Source organism: Oenococcus sicerae (assembly GCF_004102045.2).
GTDB lineage: Bacteria > Bacillota > Bacilli > Lactobacillales > Lactobacillaceae > Oenococcus > Oenococcus sicerae.
In genome coordinates this window covers 483,340-506,639 of the sequence record NZ_CP029684.2, presented here as the reverse complement: position 1 = coordinate 506,639, position 23,300 = coordinate 483,340, and the positions used below count along the sequence as shown (strand labels likewise).

The window sequence follows — 23,300 nt, the reverse complement described above, 5'->3', positions numbered from 1 at the left end:
CGGCTTTTTTTAATAGTTGAAATTAATTGAAGGAGGAAAAATGAAAATTACGATTATTGGGGCAGCTGGACAGATACCGAGTTATTTAATTCCGATGCTCCAAAAACAAACTGATGCACAGCTAACTTTATTTGCACGGCAAGCAACACAACGTCTTTTGGATTTTTCCAATCCGCGTGTGCGTATTATTGATGGGGATGCAACTAAGGCTAATGATGTCAAAATGGCCATCACGGACGCTGATGTTGTTTTCATGGATTTTGATGGACCTGAGGCAATTAAAAAAGTGATCACAGTGATGGACCAGCTTGCTAAAAAGCGTTTAATCGTTGCCGGGCTGTTAGGTGTTTTTGATGAGGTGGCAGGTGCTTTTGGCAAATGGAATAACAGCATGATCGGTGGTGGTTATCGTCCACATAAGCAGGCGGTGACAGCCTTGGAAAACTCTGACCTTGACTATACCTATTTGCGTATGACTTGGCTTTACAACCAAGATGGTAATACACGTTATGAGATTCAAAAAAAAGGTCAGCCTTTGATCGGTGCTCAAGTAACGCGCCAGGCGATTTCACAATATGTGATCGACTTGATTCAAGATCCAAAATTAGGTATTCGTGAAGCTAATGCTGTTGTTGAGCCAAACACCAATTTTGCTAAACCTAGTTTTTATTAAGTAGCATCTGTTTTTTGTTTGGAAACGTTCCTTAACTAGGGACGTTTTTTATTGACTTTATAATCTACAAGTGTAGACTAATATGTAGATGACAAATGTAGATTATAAAAAAGAACAAATTTCAAGTGCAGAATGGCAAGTGATGCGGATTATCTGGTCGCTTGGTCAAGTAACGACTACCGAACTGATCAGCTATTTGAATAAAAAAGAATCTTGGCGTCCGTCAACGATCAAAACGCTTGTGATGCGTTTGGAAAGAAAGGGCTATTTAACCGATGATGGCGTGAGTCGCGGCCGTAAATTCAAAGCGCTGGTTTCTGAAGACTCAGCTATGCTGCAAGCTGGCCAAGATTTATTTGCAGCAATGTGTGCGATGAAAAACGGCATGGTCCTGACTGACTTGCTGCAAAAAGTAGATTTGTCAAAAGATGATATTGACAAAATGATTGCTGTTCTACAAAAAAAGATCGTTGATGCACCGAACATGGTGGCGTGCAATTGCTTGCCGGGAACGAAGGGAAACTGCTGATGAAAATGACTGATGGCAAAAAAGAAACAATGGATATGTCTGACATGAAAATGACTGATGGCAAAAAAGAAACAATGGATATGTCTGACATGAAAATGACTGATGGCAAAAAAGAAACAATGGATATGTCTGACATGAAAATGACTGATGGCAAAAAAGAAACAATGGATATGTCTGACATGAAAATGGCTCATGAGAGTATGATGATGTCGGCTGATTTTGAAAAGAAATTCTGGGTCTCCCTTGTGTTGACGATTCCAGTGTTATTCATGTCTGATTTGATGGGTGCTTTAAAAACAGCCATTCTTGTCTTCCCTGGATCTCAATGGTTATCGGCTGGACTCGCCAGTATCATTTTCTTTTACGGCGGCGGCATTTTTATTAAACACGCACGTATGGAACTGCAGATGAGAAAACCTGCCATGATGAGTTTGATCGCAATGGCAATTATCGTTGCCTATCTTTACAGTCTATTTACTTTATTTACAAACATGAAAATGGATTTTTGGCTGGAGCTCACAACTTTAATCGATATCATGCTGCTGGGTCATTGGTTGGAACAAAAAGCGACTTCCAAAGCGAGTGATTCGCTCGAAAAAATGGCTGCTTTGCTGCCGAGTGAGGCAATTGTTTTACATGGCGATATGCAAATGAAAATGGCACTATCCGATATTAAGATCGGTCAAACGGTGCTGGTCGGAGCTGGCGAAAAAGTACCGGTCGATGGCAAGATCGTTGATGGCAGTTCTGATATTAATGAGGCGATGGTGACTGGCGAAAGTCGGCCTGTTGCAAAAAAACTAGGTGATCAGGTCATCGGTGGTTCTTTGAATGGTAATGGCAGTCTAAAAGTGCTCGTTACCGGAACAGGGCAGTCGGGTTTTGTTGCACAAGTTATGGACATGATCGCCAAGGCGCAGCAGCAAAAATCAAAATCGGAAAGTTTGGCCGATGAAGTCTCTAGCTGGTTGTTTTATATTGCACTCGTGGTGGGCATTATAACTTTTATTAGTTGGTATATGTTCACGAAGAACTTTGACACTGCCTTGGAACGCCTTGTGACCGTCTTGGTTATCGCTTGTCCGCATGCTCTGGGTTTGGCGATCCCGTTAGTAATAGCACGCTCAACTTCGATTGGCGCGACAAATGGGCTGCTGGTACGTAATCGGCAAGCTATCGAAAATGCCACAAAAATTGACACGATCGCAATGGATAAGACAGGCACACTGACAGAAGGCAAGTTTATTGTTTCCGAATATACAAATGACCAAGTTCTGTCCATCATTGCAAGCTTGGAAACAAATTCTACCCATCCTTTGGCAAAGAGTATTGTTAGTTTTGCCAATCAAAAAAAGCTGTCTTTATTGGCAGCACAAAATGTTAATGCGATTGCCGGTGTCGGCTTAGAGGGTGATGTCAATGGCAAACATTATCAATTAGTTTCAACGAAATATCTTATGGATCAACATATCGTGTTCGATGAGAAACAAAACCATCGATTGGCTGATCAAGGCAATTCGCTTTCCTATCTTGTTGCGGATACTCACGTATTAGGCTTCGTAGCCCAAGGTGATCTGATCAGACCACAATCCAAAGCTTTGATTGCTGGGTTGAAAAAACTGGCGATTAATCCCGTGATGCTGACTGGCGACAACACAGGTTCTGCAAAAATTGTGGCTGATCAATTAGGGATCACTGACATCCATGCGGAGCTATTGCCTGCTGATAAAGATAAAATTGTGGCTCAGTATATTAAAGAGGGCCACAAAATTGCCATGGTTGGGGATGGCATTAATGATGCGCCAAGTCTAACTCGAGCTGATATTGGTATCGCAATTGGTGCTGGTACTGATGTTGCCGTTGATTCGGCTGATGTTGTTTTGGTTAAATCTGATCCAGCCGATATTCTGCGTTTTCTGAAATTAGCTAAGAAAACAATGGCCAAAATGATTGAGAATCTTTGGTGGGGTGCTGGTTATAACTTGATTGCGATTCCCCTGGCTGCTGGTGTTTTGGCGCCCATCGGCATTATTCTTTCACCTGCTGTCGGCGCGGCAATTATGGCTTTGTCAACGTTAGTGGTTGCTTTAAACGCAATGACTCTGAAAGCTTGATCCAAAATGCATTTGAAAACAATAAAAAAACTGCAATCAATTTTGCAGTTTTTTTATTTTGTGATCAAGACATCTATCTTGGCGTTTCTGACAACGAAGGCCGTTACCGAACCGATTAATAACTTTTCAAATTTTGTTAATCCAGTTGCACCAACGATCAACAGATCTGCATTGAATGCATCTGGAATCTTGTAAGCGATCAGCTGTCTTGGCGAGCCGTACTCAACATGTGTTTTAACGTTTTTCACGCCAGCTGCTAACGCCCGCTTTTTCAATTTATCCAAGTTATCCAAAGCTTCGTTGGTTAATTTCTCCAAAAACTTTTCATCAAAAGTTCCCATGGATTGAAGTGATGGTGTATCGATCACATGAGCAATAACGAGCGTTGTTTCCTCACCATGCAGGGCTGCCAATGTCACGGCTTTTTTGAAAGCATCTGTTGCTTCTTTACTTCCGTCTGTTGCAATTAGAATTGTTTTATATGCGATATCCATACCTCTATTTTAGACATTTTTGAAATGATTATCAATTTGTACTATGCTTGAACACATTGATTACTTTTTTGAGGGAATGTAGCCGTTTATGAAAAAAGCTTACTTGCTGATCGCTTTTGCGACCTTAATGTTTAGTTCGATGGAAATAGCTTTAAAAATGGCTGGTGCCAGTTTTAATCCAATTCAATTGAATCTGATTCGTTTTTTTATTGGAGCCTTAGTGCTCTTACCGTTTGCGATCAAGTCGATTCGGAGAAACACCGATCTAACGCCAAGACTGGCTGATTTTGCCATTTTTGCCCTGACTGGTTTTATGTGTGTCATTATTTCGATGTCGCTTTTTCAGATTGCGATCGTCGTTGATGAAGCCTCAACTGTTGCGGTTCTGTTCTCTTCAAATCCAGTGTTTGCGCTCATTTTTGTGGTACTGATTTTAAGGGAACGAATTGCTCGAGCAGAGATAATTTCGACAGTTGTCTCCATTATTGGGCTGATCGTCATTGCTAATCCGGCGCACTTGACTAACCCCTTGGGTCTGACTTTAGCGCTGCTGTCGGCCTTAACTTTTGGTCTATATTCGGTCATTTCTCGTTTTGGTTCTGTCAAACTCAATTATGATGGCATCACGATGACTTGTTTTACTTTCTTTGCTGGATCGCTGGAATTACTGATCATTGCTTGGGTTTCGAAGATCACGGTCGTTGGTAGTTTTTTGAGATCAGTTGGTTTAACAGACTTTGCAAACATACCCATTTTGCGCGGTATCAACCTCGCTCATTTGCCCATCTTGCTGTTCATTGGTGTCTTAGTTACTGGTGGTGGATTTGCAGCCTATTTCATGGCGATGGAAATTACAAATGTTTCAACTGCAAGTCTGGTCTTTTTCATCAAACCTGGGTTGGCTCCGATTTTAGCCACGCTGATTCTGCACGAAAAAATTGTGCCAACAACGATCATTGGTATTGTTATTATTTTGATTGGTTCAACGCTCACTTTTATTTCCAACTATCGGCGTACGCATTTGCCGATTCGTCAGAAAACAGCCGATTAATTAATATTTCATAAATAAAAAGATCTTAAGTGAATTTAAGATCTTTTTATTTGAAATCAATTTCTGGATTGTTTGATTTAAAGGCAGCAATGATAATTTCGATGGCACCCATCACAATGACGATTGGCGGCCAAAAAAATAAAATGACAAAAGCAAGTGGATAGACGGCTAACCATGAAGAATGCAGGTAACTGTAAATAGGCATTAGCTGTATTTTTTTAGCTATGTCTGAATTATTGGCCCTTGCGATTTGCTGGGATAGATTGAGATAACTTAAGGCCCAAGCTATATTAACGGCTAAATAAAAGATAGCTGGTGTGCTGTTAGCGGGATGTTCGCTGATAAAAGCAACAGCAAAGGGGATGAGCGACAAGGTGAACATCCATAACATATTGGACCAGTAAACGGCTTTGTTGATGCGCTCAGCCAAAGCAAGCAAATAATGGTGATTGTACCAAGAAACGCTGACATCAGCGAAAGCGATCACATAAGCAATAAAATAGACACCGTTTTCTTTGACGAGACTTTGCCAATCGGCAGTCTTGGGAACATGAAATTCTAAGACCATGATCGTGACTAAAATAGCCAAAATGGCATCTGTAAAGGCCTCGATTCTTGCTTTATTCATATGGACTATTTTAGCAAAAGCAATTTTTATTTTGTAAAATTATGATCTGGATCAAGCAGCATGTTTCAGACGCAGAGGCTTAGAAATAGTAAAAAAGCTGACTAAATTCAGCAAGACTAAGCCGCCGCTGACAATGAAGACACCGCGATAACCGACAAGGTTTGCCACAAAAGAACCAAGCAGCGGACCAAAAACGTTTCCCATTGCTAAAAAGCTTTGATTATAAGAAAAAATTCGGCTTGTAAATTCCTGTGGTGTCTCATGAGCTAGAATAGCCTGAATAGCTGGGTTCATCGCTGCAGTCGTTAATCCAACGAAAAGGCGCAACACCACCAGCAGCCAAACGTTTGTGACAAAAGCCATCGGAATCATTGATAAAACACCGACAATAAATCCCCCAATGACAAGTTTTTCCGATCCGATCCGATCACCTAAACGGCCGAATTTGGGCGCAAAGATGATTGCGGTGATCCCTGGAGCGGCTGCTACCAATCCGGCCATCATGGATAGTTGACCTAAATGAGGTGACATTAATTGTCGAACGAATTGTGACAGGATCGGATTGATAGAATTGGTGACCAAGTTGACAACCATGGAAGTCACAAAGAGACCTACGATCATGACAGGGAATTTAACAGACTTCAAAACTGATGGCTGCTTGCCCTTTGGTTTTTCTGTGACTAAGGTTGATTTGTCTTCATGAACGCCGATAGCTGTCAAAAAAGTCAGTAGGAAGAAAATGGCGCCAGTAATAAAAAAGGGCATGCGATAGCCAAAAAGATCGGCTAAAAAACCACCCAGCAGCGGACCAACCAAAGCACCGGAAGTATAGCCGGTGACAACAATTCCCAAAGCTTGTCCGGAAAACACTTTTGGCGTGTCTTTAGCCACTAACGCATTTGCGTTAGAAACATAGCCATTAAAAAAGCCCATTAAAAATCTGAGACCGATCAATTGCCAAACATTTGATGAAAATCCTGTCAAAGTATAAACGATCGACATGCCCAAAGCGGCTCTTAAAAGCATAGGCTTGCGACCGATACGATCAGCTAATCGTCCCCAAATGGGCGAAACGATCGCAGTCATCAAAAAGGTCGCCGAAAAAGCGATACCGGAATATAAATTAACCTGTGCTTTTGTGAAATTTCCCAATGATTCAGTGAAAAGACTTAAAAAAGGCAGTACTTCACCAGAACCCATGCCGATCATAAAAGTTCCGAACCACAGGATATAAATATTTTTCCGCCATTTTGGTAAACGATAAAATTTATTCAGCATATTTCCCCTATATTCGTCAAGATATAACGTGTTTCAAAGACGTTTGACAAATAACTTACTGTATTTTCGATAGTCCGGGTCAGGACTTAATTTAAAAACATCAATTCTCTATAAAAAATATCTTCACTATGGTTCGTGTTAATTAGAAATTGAGTTGTAATGAGAAATCAATCGGGTACAAGACCCATGCGATTCCTATTAATTGAGAAAGCTAATAGGGATAAGATAAACTTAAGCAGTGCACCAACCATTTGCTATCGAACAAATGTTGAGACTACACTTGGCAATTGCCATTATACGCCAATCTTATTTGTACGATCCATGTGGCTTGGCTGTTTTTCAGAACTAAGGAATGACTTAATGAATTATTCAATCGCGGAAGTTAATAATATTGTCCAAGGAAAACTGTTGAACATTACTGATGCTCAGGCTGCCCGCCTATTCGTAAGCGGCATCGATTTCGATAGTCGTCAGATTCAGGCCGGCGATCTTTTTTTACCGATCGCTGATCACGATAACGTTTCGGTTCACAATTTATTTGCCGATTACACAATTGCTGAAAAAGACGGTCACAATTTCATTCAGGCTGCCATGCAAAAGGGCGCAGTTGCCAGTTTAGCCGATCATGAGATAGCAACTGAACTGCCCTTGATTCTCGTAAGTGATACACAATTGGCCTTGTGGCGGTTAGCTCAAGATTATTTACAAGGAATTAATCCAAAAACGATCGCAGTGACCGGCAGTAATGGTAAAACGACTACAAAAGATCTAATTGCTTCGTTGCTATCGATGAAATTTCAAGTACATAAAACACATGCCAGCTACAATAATGAAATTGGCGTACCGATGACTATCCTGAAGATGCCTGCTGCTACGCAGGTACTCGTTATCGAAATGGGTATGGACCGGCCTGGGCAGCTGACAGCTTTGTCAAAATTGGTAAATGAAGATATTGCGGTCATTACAATGATTGGCGAGGCACACATTGCCTTTTTTAAGACACGTGCCAAAATTGCCGATGCCAAAATGGAAATTACCGCTGGCCTGAAAGAAAATGGTGTTTTTATTTATAACGGAGACGAACCCTTACTAAGAGAGCGCTCCCACGCTATTAATAGTAGGAAACTAACTTTTGGCGAACAGGAAGGCAACTCTTTTCAAGTGACTGATATCCAAGAAGATGCGCGACTTATTTTTAAAGTTAATCAGCGGCGGCATGCCGTACAGCTTCTTGGCAAGTTCAATGCAGATAATTGTGCAGCCGCCATCGCTGTTGCTAAAGAATTTTCTTTTAGCGATGAGCTGATTCAAAAAGGCTTTGATCACTTGGAACTGACAGCAGATCGTTTGCAGCAGCTTGTTGGTTCAAAAGGCGAAACAATTATCTCAGATGTTTACAATTCGAATCCAACGGCTGCACTAAAAGCACTCGATATTTTAAAAGATTTTCCTGCGAATGGGAAAAAGATACTCGTACTGGGCGATATGCTGGAATTAGGCAAAAGAGAAGTGGATCTGCATTTATTATTAAAGGATCCGCTGGAACATGATGCTTTTGATCGTGTCTATCTAGTGGGCACTGTTATGAAACATCTCGCTGATCAGATTGAAGCACAATGGTATCCTTCAGATTCTCTAAATGAATTGATTATCGATTTGCAAAGCTATTTAAGTGAAAATGATGTAGTATTATTAAAAGCCAGTCATGGGATTCATTTAGAAAAAGTAGAACGAGCGTTGATTTAATTTGCAAATAGTTTAACAATCCCGTACACTAAAAAAGAATGATTAGCTACGTTTGAGCAACGGATTTTGCAAGTGGCACATTTACGTTTTAAAATTTAGGAGATTATAATATTGAAATTTGAAGAATTTGGACTTAGTCCAGAGCTTTTGTCTACGGTCAAAAAACACGGCTACGATGAAGCGACCCCGATTCAGGAAAAAACGATTCCACTGATTTTGCAAGGAGTCGATGTCATCGGACAGGCACAAACCGGAACTGGCAAAACAGCTGCCTTTGGTTTACCCATATTAGAAGAAGTTGATCCAAAAGACCCGAAGATCCAGGCCTTAATTATCAGTCCGACCCGTGAGCTCGCGATGCAGACTGAAGAAGAATTGAGCAAGCTTGGTTCTGATAAACACGTGAAAACACAAGTTGTTTTTGGTGGCTATGATATCCGCCGTCAGATCCAAGCTTTAAAACAACATCCGCAAGTATTGGTCGGCACACCTGGTCGTTTGATTGATCATTTGAACCGCCACACGATTGATTTTCGTTCTATCAAAACTTTGGTTCTTGATGAAGCTGATGAAATGCTTAACATGGGCTTTTTGGATGATATCGAAACAATCGTTCACTATACGCCGGATGATCGTCAGACTTTGCTTTTTTCGGCTACAATGCCGGAAGACATTAAAAAAATTGGTGTCAAATTCATGGAAGATCCCGAAGAAATTCACATTGCTTCTAAGGGTTTGACAATCGACTTGGTTGATCAATATTTGGTCAACACAAGAGAATTTGAAAAGTTTGATGCGATGACTCGCTTATTTGATGTTCAACAGCCAGAGTTGGCGATCGTCTTTGGTCGTACGAAACGCCGTGTCGATGAACTGACCAAAGCTTTGCAGCTGCGTGGTTATAAAGCTGCTGGAATTCATGGTGATTTAGATCAATCTGCTAGAATGCGGACGCTGCGTTCCTTTAAAAAAGGTGAATTGCAGTTCTTGGTTGCAACCGATGTAGCTGCCCGAGGCTTGGATATTTCTGGCGTGACCCATGTTTATAACTACGATATTCCGCAGGATCCGGATTCTTATGTTCATCGTATCGGTCGTACCGGTCGTGCTGGCCGTCATGGTGTCTCAGTGACATTTGCGGTCCGGGGTGAGATTGATTATCTGCGTGCCATCGAGAAATTGATCAACAAGCGTATGGCTGCTTTGAAGCCGCCTACAGCTGAAGAGGCGCACATCGCCCGCTTAAAGAACGCGAAGGCTGAGACTTATGCTGTTTTGGATAAGACGACAGCCGATTCAGTTGAAGATGAAGCAACTGAGATCGCTGCAAAATATGACAGCAAGATTTTAGCTGCTGCCTTGTTGAGTGCTTTGTCAAAGGATGAAGAAAGAACTCGTCCAGTTGATATTGCACAAGAAAAGCCTCTGCCGCGTCGTCATGGTGGTTCTTCTGATCGTGGTGGTCATGGTTATCGCGGCAACAGCAGTCGTTCTAATGATCGTCGTGGTGGCGGTAGCCATAGTAATGGTCGCGGTCGTGGTGATCGTCGCGGTGGTTTTAAAGAGGAATTTGTGATCGATCGTGGTCACAAACCTGCCGACCGTCGGGATCAGCACATTCAGGCTCGTCCGAAAGGAGTTGCTAAAGCAGCCCCGAAGAAGCGCGAATTTAAAATTATTAAAAAATCATGAGTTATAAGATCGGAATCGATATTGAATCTATCAGCGACGTGAAAGCGGCCGCTGAAAAACATAAACAGTTTTTGGAAAAGGTTTTGACTCCGTCCGAACAAAAACAATTGGCTGGTCGTAAGGGCAATGAGTATTATGCCTATCTGGCCAGCCGTTTTTCGGCTAAAGAGTCCTATGCAAAAGCAACGGGTTTTGGTATTGGCGAACATGTTAATTTTACGGATATTGAAATTCTAGATGATAAAAACGGGGCGCCATCGATGAAAGTCTTCCGCCAATCCCGTTTTGCAGGTGCTAAAAATTATCAGATTTCCATCTCGCATAAGATAAAATTAGACATAGTAGCTACTGAAGTACTGATCGAGGTTGAAGATGGTAACAGCAATTCATAGACCAACTTGGATGAGCGTCAATTTGGACGCCGCCACACATAATTTACAAGAGATCAAAAAGTGGACCAAAGCTGATAAAGTTTATGCCGTTTTGAAAGCGGACGGATATGGTTTAGGCGCTGTTCAATTAGCAAAAGCTTTTCAAGAAACGGCTGCGGCTGATGCTTTTGTGGTTTCGAATTTAGATGAAGCGTTGGAACTTCGACGGGCTGGTTTAATTTTGCCAATTTGGGTTTTGGGCGCTTGGGACTATTCAGATTTAACTTTGTTTGTCCAAAATAATATTGTTATTACTGTTCCTAGCCTTGATTGGCTAATGCATTTACCTGCTTTGGCTGGTACTTTAAAAATAAGTCTGGCAATTGATACAGGAATGACCAGAATTGGTTTTGATGATGCCGATCAGATCGCACAAGCGAAGAAAATAATTGAGACTAATCCACGATTGGAACTATTTTCTGTTTATACGCATTTTGCGACCTCGGATGATGCTAGCGCACACAGCAAAAAATATTTTGATCAGCAGGCTGTACGCTGGCAGCAATTGGTTGTTAATCAGGGATTTGATCCAAAATTGTTTAGCATGGCTAATTCGGCCACCAGTATTTGGCACAATACAGATCCAAGGATTTCTTTTGCAGCCATTCGCCCAGGGCAGCTGATCTCTGGTGTTAATGTCAGTAATGGTGATTTGCCGATGCCTCAGAAACTATTTTTGGAACGCGTTTTTGCTGTTTATTCCCAGTTGGCAGATGTTCGTTTCGTTAAAAAGGGTCAGGCACTCAGTTATGGCGCCACAGAGACCATGCCTGAAGATGGTTATGTGGCCACCATGCCCTTTGGTTACAATGACGGCTGGTTGCGGCGGATGCAGGGCAGCTCTGTGATTATTGAAGGCAAGCGGATGCCGATTTTGGGTCGAATCACAATGGATCAGACCATGGTTAAGCTGGATAAAAAATATCCAATTGGCACACGCGCAACCTTGATCGGTAAGGATGGCAAGGAACAAATTACAGCCGAAGAAGTTGCTCATTATTCGCATACGATCGTTGATGAGATTCAAACCACTTTGGCGCCGCGTATTAAAAGAATTTATACCGGTGACTTGGCCGAGATTATAGGTGCCAACAATGGTTAGAAAAAAAATTCCAGAACGTGGTGATGTTTATTATGCAGATTTGTCCCCAGTGATTGGATCGGAACAAGGTGGGATTCGACCAGTCTTGATTTTACAGAATGATACTGGCAATCTCAATTCACCAACTGTTATTATTGCAGCTATGACTTCCAAACTAACCAAAACGAAGCTGCCGACCCACGTTTGGCTACCTGCCAGTGCGACGAAACTTAAAAAGCCGTCGATCATTATGCTTGAGCAGATCAGAACGATCGACAAACGTCGTCTGCATGATTTTGTTGATACGTTAGAGGAAAAAAATTTAAAAGACGTTGCTAGAGCGCTGAAAATCAGTCTGAATATTGACTGATTTTTTTGTTTGTTAATAGATTATTTCACAAAGATATGATAAAATTTTGCAGTAGGTGTCTGTGAAACACTTAACATACTTTTGGAGGAATTATGGATATTGTGAAAGCGATCCAAGTGACCTTTGAGAATGCTAACGTGACTAAAGCGATCGTTTCGACGATTTCGATCATTCTCTTGGGCTTTTATCTGCGCAAACGAGGAACTTTTGGTGCTGATTTCGGTAAAGTGTTGACCAAGGTTGTTCTAGCTGTGGCTTTGCCGGCCTTAGCTTTTAACTCCTTTATGCAGGGTATTAATTATGAAACTTTTAAACAAAGCATGAATGTTTTGATTTGGGGCATTTTAATTTATATTGTTTTGATTTTTTCAACTAAATTTATGTATCTGAAATATAAGGGTGATAGGCAAGATGTGTTGCGCGTTCTGACTGATTTTGGGTCGACCACTTTCTTCGGTATCCCTATCGTTGCCGGTATTTATGGACCGACTTCGACCGCTGTTATTTATGCATCGGTCTTTAACATTGGTTATCGTGTATTTTTGTATTCCTACGGATATATTAAGATGTCCGGTTTGAAAATGGAAATCAAAAATCTGAAACAAATGTTATTAAATCCAATTGTAATCGCAACTTTTGCCGGTCTGATTCTTTGGCTGATTCAAAATCAAGCTTGGATTCCACATATGAATGGTTTGGATGCAACTGGTGCCAAGGTTAATGTGGCTTTTTATAGAATTGATGCAACTGCGCCTTGGATCAGCCAGCCGTTAACCTACTTAGCCGGTCTTGCTTCACCTCTAGCTTGGTTGGGGATTGGATCAACTTTAGGTTCAATTTCATTAGGCAAGGCAGTTACAGACAGAGATTCTTGGTACTATTCTTTTAACAAGGTTATCCTTGTGCCTATAATTAACGTTGTTTTACTGGCTCTTTTGGCTGTGACCAATATCCTGCCGGTTAATTCAGAAGCATTGGAAACCATTATTATCATGATGGCAACACCAACCGCGGCTGTGGCCTCAACTTATGCGATTGGTTTTGATCGTGAAGCTGTTTTGGCTTCAAATGCGTCTTTGCTATCAACGGTCGTGGCAACTGTTTTAATGCCGTTTTGGATTGTTATTTCACAAGTCTTAAGCTCAACTGGGCTTTTTAAATAAATTTTGATCAGGAGAAAATATGGCATTTAAAATTGCTGCATACGGTGTTCGCGAAAACGAAATTGAAAGTTTTCACGATTTAAATAAATACAGTTACGATTTAAAACTCATTCCAGAGAATCTGACTCATGAAAATGTTCAAACGGCACAGGGCTGCGACGCTGTCTTATTGCGTGGCAATAACGTTGGTGACCAACAAAATCTTGATCAGCTTAAAGAATATGGCATCAAGTATGTTTTCACGCGGACGGTTGGTTTTAATCATATTGATTTGAAAGCAGCTCAAAATAATCAGCAGCTTGTCGCTTATGTCCCGGGTTATTCGCCGCTTTCGGTTTCTGAATTAGCTTTTACACTTGGCTTGACTTTGCAACGCCATATTGCTTTAGCCACTTCGAGGACTGCACGGGGTGACTTTAAAGTCCACACCGACGAGTTTGCAACGGAAATTCATGATCTAACTATTGGCATCATTGGCACTGGACGTATCGGACGAGAAGAGGCAGCTCTTTGGAAAGGCGTGAATGCAACTGTTGTTGGTTTTGATCGTTATCCATCGGATGCCAACCAAGACCTTTTGACTTATGTTGACGAGGATGAACTTCTTTCAAGATCTGATATCGTTTCACTGCATGTTCCTTATTTTCCGGATTCAAACCATCATTATTTTAATCAATCTTATATCGATAAAATGAAGAACGGTGCAATTTTAGTGAATACTGCGCGGGCGGAAATCACGGATGTTTCAGCTATTTTGGATGCTGTTGAAACGGGCAAATTAACTGGTTTTGCGACTGATGTTGTCGAAAATGAGGGCCATATTTTTGGCCATGATTTTGCCGGCCAGCCAACCGAAGATGATTTAGCTGATCGAGCTTTGCGGCTTTATCCAAAAGTAATCATGACACCCCATATTGGCTCTTATACGCGAGAAGCCTTACACGATATGATCGCGATATCGTATGAGAATTTCAATGATGTATTGACGACTGGCAGCAGTAAAAATCTTTTAGCGGCTAAATAAATCGATTCAGAGACAAAAACTACCGTTTTTTATGAGAAAAATGGTAGTTTTTGTATACTGTTATAATTGCAATTTTTACAAGCATTGCATACTATTAAATAAACGAATAGAAGGGAATAAAATGATAATTGGGAAAAATTTGCTGGACGCTAAGCGTGTTGGCGTCGATTTTCGTATCAACGGCGAATGGCTGACTGCACTTTATAACGTCGATCTTTCCGTAAAACCTGGAGAAGTACTTGCATTGGTTGGCGAATCTGGTTCTGGAAAATCCACCTTTGCGATGGCTGTGATGGCCTTACATAACCCTAATCAATCGCGTGTGACTGGATCAATCATGCTTGATGGCCACCAAATTGTTGGTGCTACTGAAGCAGAAATGGAGGAATTGCGTGGCGTTAAAGTTGGCATGATCTTTCAAGATCCGCTCTCAGCTTTAAATCCTTTGATGAAGATCAGCGATCAAATCCAAGAATCAATGTCAGTTCACACGATCGTTCCAAAAGAACAGTGGCATGATCATACGCTAGAATTACTCAAAGAAGTGGGTATTGCGAAACCAGAATTGGTTGCTAACCAGTTTCCTCATGAACTATCCGGCGGCATGCGTCAGCGTGTCATGATCGCTATTGCCATCGCCAACGAGCCTGATCTTTTAATTGCTGATGAACCAACAACAGCGTTGGATGTCACAATTCAATCTCAAATTTTGGATTTGATTAAAGACATTCAAGCTAAAAAGAATATTGGTGTTCTCTTGATCACCCATGATCTTGGCGTTGTAGCTGAAATGGCTGATTCTGTGGCCGTTATGTATGCTGGACAAATTGTTGAACGCGGTACCGCTAAACAAATTTTTGAAAATCCACTACATCCTTATACACGTTCTTTGCTAAGAGCTAATCCTTCGCTCGATACAATTGATGACAAACTATATGTGATTCCAGGAACGGTTCCAGCTTTATCAGAAATGGATCACGCGCGTGATTTATTTTTGGAACGTGTGCCTTGGATGCAGACCGAAGCAAAGACGGAAGTTCCCGATGCACCGATGGAACCAGAAAGTGGTCATTTTGTTCGCGGCAAAGCTTGGGAAACGTTTAAATTCCAAGATGGCTATGTTGAGAAGACTCGTCAAAAAAATGGAGAGGCTAAATTAAATGACTGAATTATTGCGCATTACAGATTTAAAAGTTCATTACCCGATCCGAACTGGTTTTTGGAATCGAATTAGCGATTATGTTTACGCAGTTGATGGTGTTAATTTTTCAATCAACGAAGGTGAGACTTATGGACTAGTTGGCGAGTCGGGTTCTGGCAAGACGACGATCGGTTCTGTGATCGTCGGACTGGAAAAGGCCACGACTGGGCAGGTTGTCTACAAGGGCCAAGACGTGACAAAAGCTTCGACACGTCGCAAGATGAATTACAATCGCGATGTTCAGATGATCTTTCAGGACTCCATGTCCTCTTTGAATCCACGCAAAACGGTTTATCAAATTATTGCCGAACCATTACGTAATTTTGAACATCTTGATAACAATGCTCGCGATAAACGCATCAAGCAGTTGTTGGATATTGTTGGTCTGCCGCAAAGGACACTTTATCAATATCCTTTTCAGTTTTCCGGTGGTCAACGCCAGCGTATCGGGATTGCCCGAGCTGTTGCAACGAATCCAAAGCTGATCGTTGCTGATGAACCTGTTTCAGCTTTGGACCTTTCGGTTCAAGCTCAAGTGCTGAATTTTATGAAAGATATCCAAAAGGAGTTCAATATTTCTTATCTCTTTATCAGCCATGATTTAGGTGTTGTGCGCCACATGACTAATAATATTGCTATTATGCATCTTGGCCGTTTTGTTGAGATCGGCACTCGTGATGATGTCTTTGAGGATGCGCAGCATATTTATACGAAACGGTTGTTGGCTGCGATACCTGAAATGGATGTTGAAAATCGTGATAAGAATAAGGCTCATCGTTTAGCTATTGAACAGCAATATCAAGAACATCATGCTGACTATTATGATGCCAACGGTCGTCCTTATCCAATGCGTAAATTAACTGATACGCATTCGGTAGCGATGACTAAAGAACAGGCTCAAGCAGCCGGAGTAGCATCCGGTACAGCTGAAGAAGAAGCCTTGGCCAAGGGAGGGAAATAGACATGTGGAAGTTAATATTACGTCGTTTTTTGATCATGATTCCGCAGCTGTTGTTAATGACTGTTTTGCTGTTTGCGCTGGCTAAGATGATGCCTGGAGATCCTTTTACGGGCCGTTTTTCTGCGCATACGGATATCCATACGCTTCTGAGATTAAAAAGAGAAGCAGGTTTGGACGACCCTTGGCCGACACAATATTTTCGTTGGATTGGCAACATTCTACATGGTAACTTTGGAAATTCTTATGTTTTGCAAAAGCCGGTTGCGACTTTATTGGGACAACGAATTCAAAATACGGTTTGGCTGGGTCTGTTAACGATTATTTTGATTTATTCGATCGGGATTCCAACGGCAGTTGCAGCTGCTACCCACGAAGGATCTTTCCGCGATCGTTTCTGGACTACTTATAACTCGATTACTGGTGGTATTCCAGCTTTCGTTATGTATATTTTCATGCTTTTTCTCTTCGGTTTCACACTAAATTGGTTCCCAACAACCGGTTCGGTCAACATTGATGCGAATGGTTTTTGGTCAATTCTCGGCAGCCGCTTATATCACATGATTTTGCCGGCACTTTCAGTTGCTTTGTTTAGTACTGTTTCGCTTTTCAACACCTTGCGTACTTCGCTACTAGATGCCCGTTCATCCGACTATGTTCGAACCGCTAAAGCAAAAGGAGTTCCAAATCGGCAAGTCTTTTGGCGGCACATTTTTCGTAATTCAATGCTGCCGGTTGCATCAACGATTGGCTTTGATATCGTTGGTGTCTTCTCTGGTGCAGTTATTTTGGAAACGGTCTTTGGTTATCCCGGCATGGGGCAGCTGTTCGTACAGTCCATTACGACACGAGATTATACGACGATGAATGCAATTATGCTCTTCTCCGGTACGTTGACTTTGCTAGGTTCAATGCTTAACGACATCATCATGTCTTGGGTTGATCCAAGAATCAGGATTAAATAAAGGAGACCGACAAAAATGGAAAATATACAAAAAAAACAGGCTGCGTCTTCACATTCTCATTCATTTATGAAAGCAGCGGTTCGTGAATTCAAGCGCGATAAAGTGGCGATGGTGAGTTTCTTTTTCATCATTATTGTCATTTTAGGCGTCTTCATTGGATCTCTTTTCATTCCGAAAGATGCTTTTACGAATGTTGATATCATGGACACTAATTTAGCGCCGCTGCAACATGGCCACTTACTTGGGACTGATGATGGCGGGCGAGATGAATTTCTCTTGCTGGTGATCGCAGCACGCAATTCGCTCTCAATTTCAATTCCGGTCACAGTTGTCATTATGGCTGTTGGCATCTTTTTAGGCTTGATGTCGGCTTATTATGGCGGCTTCTTCGATTGGATCTGGATGCGTATAACAGATTATTTGTCTATTATTCCGACTCTGATGATTTTATTGACGATTTTAACGATTATCAATAATTACAATATTTGGACGTTAGTTTGGGTTATTTCACTTTTTTCTTGGATTTCTTCAATGCGTTTCTTTCGTGCTTTGACATTTGCTGAACGAGAAAATGATTATGTCAAAGCTTCGAAATTGAGCGGCTCCAGTTCGCTTTCAATTATGTGGACACAAATTTTCCCTAATTTAAGCTCCCAGTTTTATGCACAGACTGCTTTAGCTTTTGCTGCCAACATTGGTTTGGAGACAGGAATTTCTTATTTAGGCTATGGATTGCCATATACGACCCCATCTCTTGGTACTTTGGTTAATAAGGCAACTGATCCCGAAGTGATGACTCAGAGCCCGTGGATGTGGTTGCCAGCTTCTTTGCTGATTTTGGCACTTTCTGTTTCTTTGATTTTTATTGGTCAAGCCTTGCGTCGTGTCGCTGATCAGCGACAGTCTTTGGCATAAATGTACTAACGCTTACATTCCGAACGATCGCCTTGAAAAAGGCGTTTTTTTGTGAGAAATATCTAGTAAGTTTATTGACAAGCCTTTAATCTTCGTTTAACATTATTAGCAATTCTTAGAAGAATGAAGGAGAGAGTTTCCAATGACAAAAATTTCTAAATGGTTTGCCGCTACGACGGCATTTGCTACATTGGCTGGGACATTTGTGTCTGTTGCCGCTCCGCTTTCTGCAAGCGCAGCAACCAAGATCAAAAATCCTTTCCCTGTAACAGTAAAGAGTTCTAAAAAAGCGATAAAGGGTGGCACGTTGCAGTTTGCCGAAGTATCGGATACACCTTTCGTTGGACAATGGGTTTCATCACTCTCAACGGAACAAACTGATGCAGATGTTGAACAGCCAGCTAATGAATCACTTTTTTGGACTAATTCGCAGTTCAAGTTCAAAAATGGCGGCCCGGCTAATATTAGTTTTGATGACAAAGCTAAAACAGCAACAATCACTTTGCGTAAAAATTTGAAATGGTCTGATGGATCACAAGTAACGGCTAAAGATGTTGAATACGAATATGAAATCGTTGCTAATTCAGCCTATGGCTCATCTCGTTGGACCGATTCCTTTGATGATATTGTCGGTTTGCAAGCCTATCATGAAGGCAAAGCCAAGACTATTTCCGGCATCACTTATCCTGATGGTGAGAATGGCAAAGTATTGAAGATCCAGTTTAAAGAAATGAAGCCTGGTTTCACTCAATCTGGAAATGGTTATTTCCTTGAAACAGCTGAGCCATATAACTATTTAAAGAATGTTGACCCGAAGAAATTGGTTTCTGACGCTAAGACGACTACTAAGCCATTGACAACTGGTCCTTTCAGAGTTAAAAAGATTGTTCCCGGCGAGTCAATTTCTTATGAAAGAAATCCTTATTATTGGGGTGCTAAACCAAAACTGAATGGTGTTAACGTCACGATCGTTTCAACCGCTAAAGCCGTCGCTTCGATGAAATCACATCAGTATGATATCTATAACGGCTTGGGCAATGACCAATATAAACAAGCCAAGAACGTCAAAGGTTATACAGTTACTGGCAACCAAGCTTTATATTTCCAAGCTCTATATTTTAACCTTGGACATTATGATGCTAAAAAATCAGTCAACGTGACTGATCGTAAGACACCCTTACAGAAGGTTGACCTTCGTAAAGCCATGGGCTATGCAAGGAACGTTGCCCAGGTTTCTAAAAAATACGATAATGGCTTAACGGTACCGGCTAACACAACGGTACCACCTGTGTTCAAAAGCTTTTGGGATTCATCTGTGCCAGGTTACTCAGCGACACAGAATTTGAAAAAAGCTAATAGCCTATTAACTAAAGGTGGTTTCAAATGGCATAACAGCAAGAAACAAGATTATCGTATTGATCCTTCCACTGGCAAGAAGCTGACTCTGATTTATTTGGCTCGTTCTGGCGCTACCAATTCTGAAATCGTTGCTCAAAACTATATTCAGCAATGGAAAAAAGTTGGTATTACAGTTAAACTTTACAAAGGAAAGCTGACTGACTTTAATAGCTGGGTTTCAATGACGACCGACCCTACTGCTGATCAAAATTGGGACTTTACTGACGGCGCTTGGTCAACTTCATCTGAACCTTCTCAGACGGATCTATTTTCTGCTTCAGCACCTTTCAACTTTGGTCACTATACTTCTAAGAAGTTAACTGCACTTTTGAATGCGACTAATTCTCAGAAATCTCTGAAGACTTCATACCGTATTAAGCAGTTCAAGAAGTACCAAAAGTATGTTTATGATACTGCCTTTGTTATTCCAACGAAATATGAAATTAACTGGACACCAACGAATAAGCGGATCAAGTCTTATACTTCTGCTTATGGCAATGCCGGTACTACAACTGGTAACTGGTGGACAACAGCCCAATTAGTTTCTAAAAAACCATTAACCAAGTAATTGGCTATTCTAAAAGGATCTGATAATTCAGATCCTTTTTTATATCGATTTAATGAAAATTTCACGAATTACCGTTATGATGGATAGGTCATGAAAAAAAAATATGTTATTTTAATCTCATTAGGTTCATTACTAGCAGCAGCTTTTTTTATCTTTGAAATGGTCGTCCTGTACCAACAGGATCAAACTAGTAAAGCAGCAGCCAGCAGCAGTTCTGCCGCTGCTAGCAGTAGTTTAGCAGCAGCCAGCAGCAGTTCTGCTAACAGACTGAATAAAAAATATTCTTTGAGTGAGTTGAATAAAATGGATCTGCCGCAATTATCAACCACGATCGGCTCTCAGGAAACCAAGGTTACAATCGATACAACCGATGGCACGATCGTTGTCAAAATTTTTAATAAATATGCACCTTTAGCAGCAGAAAACTTTTTAACGCATGCTAAAGAGGGCTATTACAATAATTTGAATTTTTTTCGGGTGGTAAAAGATTTCATGGTTCAAACTGGGGATCCAAAGAATACCGGTCTAGGCGGTGCATCCATTTGGAAATCCGGCACGCATAAAAATACTGCCATTGATTCTGGAACTGGTTTTAAAAATGAAATCAGCCCAAGCTTGTACTTTATTCGCGGGGCAATTGGCATGGCCAACGCCGGTACGAATACTAATGGTTCTCAGTTTTTCATTGAAGAAAGCAGCAGCAATGTGCAGTCGACCATTACGAGCAAGAGCTCTTACCCGACAAAAATTTATAATGCCTATAAAAATGGTGGAACTCCTAGCCTAGATGGAAAATATACGGTATTTGGTCAGGTGGTTTCCGGTATGGATATTGTTGACAAAATTGCTAGTTCAGCCGTTAAGACAAATACTTCAACTAGTGAGAAATCTGAACCAAAAACAGCGATCAAAATTACTAAGATTACGGTTGGTACTGAAGGTGCTCAGTGATTGTTAAATACTTCATTTGTTCTTTTTTGTGAAAAAAGCTAGCCAAGCTACTATAATAGTGTAGTTATGTGGAAGTATCTGAAAAGGGTTTTGATCGGTAAGCCATTGAAGACTAATGACACCGGTTCCCAAAGTTTAAATATTTTTAAGGCGTTAGCTCTGTTGTCTTCTGATGCGCTATCTTCAGTTGCATATGGAACTGAAATGATCACAACTGCCTTGTTGGCTGGTGGCGCGGCGGCCTTATGGTTTCAGTTGCCAATTGCAGCTTTAGTCTTAGTTTTATTAGGAGCTATTGCGCTCTCATATGTGATGATTATTCACGCTTATCCGTCCGGTGGCGGTGCTTATGCTGTTGCCTCACAAAATTGGGGGCACTGGGTCGGCTTAGTTGCTGGTGGCTCATTATTGGTCGATTATATGCTGACTGTTGCGGTTTCGGCTGCTTCAGCGACCGATGCGATCAGTTCGGCTATTCCAGAAGTCCATCATTTTGCCTTGTTCTTATCTGCCGTGATTGTCATTTTATTGATGCTAATGAATTTACGTGGTCTGCGCGAGTCTGCTAATTTTTTGATGGTGCCGGTTTATTTCTTTATTTTAGCTATGTTTGTCATGCTGGCCGTTGGTTTTGTGCGTCTTGGTTTAGGCCAAATTGTCTATCACGCACCAACATTGGCTGAGAAAATTTCTCCGACAATGAGTGTTGGTTTCCTATTATTCATGAAAGCTTTCTCGTCAGGATCCTCTTCTTTGACAGGTGTTGAAGCTATTTCGAATTCTGTTCCAAATTTCAATAAGCCTAAAGAACATAATGCTGCTAAAACATTAATTATTTTAGTTGTCATTCTTGGCCTGTTCTTTGGTTCGATTACGTTTTTTAGCTTTTTCTTGGGAATTGTTCCCAACGGTCAAACGACTGTCATGGCACAGATCGCCGATGCAATTTTTGGCCGCAATGGTATAGGCTTTTATATTTTTCAATTGGCGACGGCTTTAATTTTGACAGTTGCTGCGAATACCGGGTTCTCGGCATTTCCAATGTTGGCTTTTAACATGGCTAACGATAAATTTATGCCGCATTTATTTAAAGATAAAGGTGATCGACTGGGATATTCCAATGGCATTGTCAGTCTTTCAGTAGGTGCGATTGTTTTGCTGCTGGTCTTTAAGGGCCGCGTTGAAGCTCTGATTCCGCTATATGCAGTCGGTGTTTTTGTGCCTTTCACACTTAGTCAATCCGGTATGATCATTCACTGGTGGCGCCAGAGGGGCAGCTACTGGGTTTTCAAAGCTTTTGTGAATTTTGTTGGTGCGATGATTTCCTTTGTTCTTGTTATATCTATGTTTGGCTTGCATTTTGCCGGGGTCTGGCCTTATTTGATTCTAATGCCAGTCCTATTGCGCTTTTTCTACGGTGTCCATTATCACTATGTCAGTATTGCAAAACAGCTCAAATTAACGCCAGCTAAGGCTCGAGTTCATCGTCATGATTATGATGGTGCGATGGTGATCGTTTTTATGGGCAACGTCACTCGTGTGACCGTTTCGGCAATGGATTATGCAAGATCGATCGGCGATGAAGTGATCGGGATGCATGTTTCTTTTGACACGAATATTAAAAAAGAACGAGAGACAGCTAAGGAATTTGAAAAATATTTTCCTGGTATTCGCTATGTCGATATTCATTCTAGTTATCGATCAGTTATTCAACCGTCACGCGAATTTATTGATTCGATGAGCAAACAAGCGACTAAGCGCAACTGGTCATTAACAATTATGGTGCCGCAATTTGTTCCAAAACACTGGTGGCAAAACGCTATGCATAACCAAACGGCTTTCAGATTGCGTAATGCTTTCATCTCTCGTGATGATATTACGATATCTTCTTACTACTATCACCTTCGAGACTGATAGAATGTTTATTGTGAGTAATCACAATTACGGGATGTAGCTCAGCTTGGTAGAGCACCACGTTCGGGACGTGGGGGTCGTGGGTTCGAATCCCGCCATCCCGATTTTAGAAAATTTGTATTGTCCTTGTAAACTTTTAACATTTTCAATGCGATA

Annotated in this window: 21 protein-coding genes and 1 tRNA gene; 19 read left to right on the top strand and 3 right to left on the bottom strand. The window is 41.3% G+C overall.

The genetic code is table 11. The features are described from left to right. Positions 1–40 precede the first annotated feature (40 nt). The 3 genes from DLJ48_RS02575 (at position 41) to DLJ48_RS02565 (ending at position 3,316) form a co-directional block, all read left to right on the top strand. Positions 41–673, top strand: coding sequence for an NAD(P)H-binding protein (locus tag DLJ48_RS02575; RefSeq protein WP_128685644.1), 633 nt, complete (start codon positions 41–43; stop codon positions 671–673). A gap of 88 nt (positions 674–761) precedes the next feature. Further along, on the top strand, positions 762–1,202 hold the full coding sequence (locus DLJ48_RS02570) for a CopY/TcrY family copper transport repressor (RefSeq protein ID WP_128685642.1): 441 nt from the start codon (positions 762–764) through the stop codon (positions 1,200–1,202). 29 nt (positions 1,203–1,231) lie between these two features. Beyond that, positions 1,232–3,316 (top strand): copper-translocating P-type ATPase, encoded by a 2,085-nt coding sequence (locus DLJ48_RS02565; RefSeq protein ID WP_128687065.1) that lies wholly within the window; start codon positions 1,232–1,234, stop codon positions 3,314–3,316. 53 nt (positions 3,317–3,369) lie between these two features. On the opposite strand, the gene DLJ48_RS02560 is transcribed toward DLJ48_RS02565, so the two are convergent. After that, positions 3,370–3,810, bottom strand: coding sequence for a universal stress protein (locus tag DLJ48_RS02560; RefSeq protein ID WP_128685640.1), 441 nt, complete (start codon positions 3,808–3,810; stop codon positions 3,370–3,372). 88 nt (positions 3,811–3,898) lie between these two features. Between DLJ48_RS02560 and DLJ48_RS02555 the strand changes: the two genes are divergently transcribed. Further along, a complete protein-coding gene (locus tag DLJ48_RS02555) occupies positions 3,899–4,861 on the top strand; it encodes a DMT family transporter (protein WP_128685638.1) in 963 nt (320 codons plus the stop codon). Positions 4,862–4,907: 46 nt separating this feature from the next. Here DLJ48_RS02555 and DLJ48_RS02550 read toward each other — a convergent pair whose 3' ends face one another. Then, positions 4,908–5,489, bottom strand: a complete 582-nt coding sequence (locus tag DLJ48_RS02550; protein WP_128685636.1) for a TMEM175 family protein — start codon at positions 5,487–5,489, stop codon at positions 4,908–4,910. Positions 5,490–5,540: 51 nt separating this feature from the next. Then, entirely contained in the window at positions 5,541–6,767 is a 1,227-nt protein-coding gene (locus tag DLJ48_RS02545; protein WP_128685634.1) for an MFS transporter, read from the bottom strand. A 360-nt stretch (positions 6,768–7,127) separates the two neighbouring features. On the opposite strand from DLJ48_RS02545, the gene DLJ48_RS02540 reads away from it, so the two are divergent. The 15 genes from DLJ48_RS02540 (at position 7,128) to DLJ48_RS02470 (ending at position 23,248) form a co-directional block, all read left to right on the top strand. Further along, complete coding sequence (locus tag DLJ48_RS02540) at positions 7,128–8,513, top strand: UDP-N-acetylmuramoyl-tripeptide--D-alanyl-D-alanine ligase (protein ID WP_128685632.1); 1,386 nt, start codon at positions 7,128–7,130, stop codon at positions 8,511–8,513. A gap of 111 nt (positions 8,514–8,624) precedes the next feature. Continuing rightward, on the top strand, positions 8,625–10,205 hold the full coding sequence (cshA, locus tag DLJ48_RS02535) for a degradosome RNA helicase CshA (protein WP_128685630.1): 1,581 nt from the start codon (positions 8,625–8,627) through the stop codon (positions 10,203–10,205). Next, a complete protein-coding gene (gene acpS, locus DLJ48_RS02530) occupies positions 10,202–10,597 on the top strand; it encodes a holo-ACP synthase (RefSeq protein ID WP_128685628.1) in 396 nt (131 codons plus the stop codon). Before cshA ends, acpS begins: the two co-directional genes overlap by 4 nt. Continuing rightward, a complete protein-coding gene (gene alr, locus DLJ48_RS02525; protein WP_128685626.1) occupies positions 10,578–11,738 on the top strand; it encodes an alanine racemase in 1,161 nt (386 codons plus the stop codon). The genes acpS and alr overlap by 20 nt, the downstream gene beginning before the upstream one ends. After that, entirely contained in the window at positions 11,731–12,087 is a 357-nt protein-coding gene (locus tag DLJ48_RS02520) for a type II toxin-antitoxin system PemK/MazF family toxin (protein ID WP_128685624.1), read from the top strand. Before alr ends, DLJ48_RS02520 begins: the two co-directional genes overlap by 8 nt. Positions 12,088–12,179: 92 nt before the next feature. Beyond that, a complete protein-coding gene (locus tag DLJ48_RS02515; RefSeq protein WP_128685622.1) occupies positions 12,180–13,250 on the top strand; it encodes an AEC family transporter in 1,071 nt (356 codons plus the stop codon). 19 nt (positions 13,251–13,269) lie between these two features. After that, complete coding sequence (locus tag DLJ48_RS02510) at positions 13,270–14,274, top strand: NAD(P)-dependent oxidoreductase (protein WP_128685620.1); 1,005 nt, start codon at positions 13,270–13,272, stop codon at positions 14,272–14,274. Between the two features lie 121 nt (positions 14,275–14,395). After that, positions 14,396–15,442: an ABC transporter ATP-binding protein gene (locus tag DLJ48_RS02505; RefSeq protein ID WP_128685619.1), complete on the top strand. Its 1,047-nt coding sequence runs from the start codon at positions 14,396–14,398 to the stop codon at positions 15,440–15,442. Next, complete coding sequence (locus tag DLJ48_RS02500; protein WP_128685617.1) at positions 15,435–16,436, top strand: ABC transporter ATP-binding protein; 1,002 nt, start codon at positions 15,435–15,437, stop codon at positions 16,434–16,436. Before DLJ48_RS02505 ends, DLJ48_RS02500 begins: the two co-directional genes overlap by 8 nt. Positions 16,437–16,438: 2 nt before the next feature. Continuing rightward, complete coding sequence (locus DLJ48_RS02495) at positions 16,439–17,398, top strand: ABC transporter permease (RefSeq protein ID WP_128685615.1); 960 nt, start codon at positions 16,439–16,441, stop codon at positions 17,396–17,398. A 15-nt stretch (positions 17,399–17,413) separates the two neighbouring features. Then, positions 17,414–18,313: an ABC transporter permease gene (locus DLJ48_RS02490; RefSeq protein WP_128685613.1), complete on the top strand. Its 900-nt coding sequence runs from the start codon at positions 17,414–17,416 to the stop codon at positions 18,311–18,313. Between the two features lie 142 nt (positions 18,314–18,455). Then, positions 18,456–20,279, top strand: coding sequence for an oligopeptide ABC transporter substrate-binding protein (locus DLJ48_RS02485; RefSeq protein WP_128685611.1), 1,824 nt, complete (start codon positions 18,456–18,458; stop codon positions 20,277–20,279). 90 nt (positions 20,280–20,369) lie between these two features. Beyond that, complete coding sequence (locus DLJ48_RS02480) at positions 20,370–21,230, top strand: peptidylprolyl isomerase (RefSeq protein ID WP_128685609.1); 861 nt, start codon at positions 20,370–20,372, stop codon at positions 21,228–21,230. A 66-nt stretch (positions 21,231–21,296) separates the two neighbouring features. Continuing rightward, positions 21,297–23,144, top strand: coding sequence for an APC family permease (locus DLJ48_RS02475; RefSeq protein WP_128685607.1), 1,848 nt, complete (start codon positions 21,297–21,299; stop codon positions 23,142–23,144). Positions 23,145–23,174: 30 nt separating this feature from the next. Next, positions 23,175–23,248, top strand: a tRNA-Pro gene (locus DLJ48_RS02470). Positions 23,249–23,300: the final 52 nt, after the last annotated feature.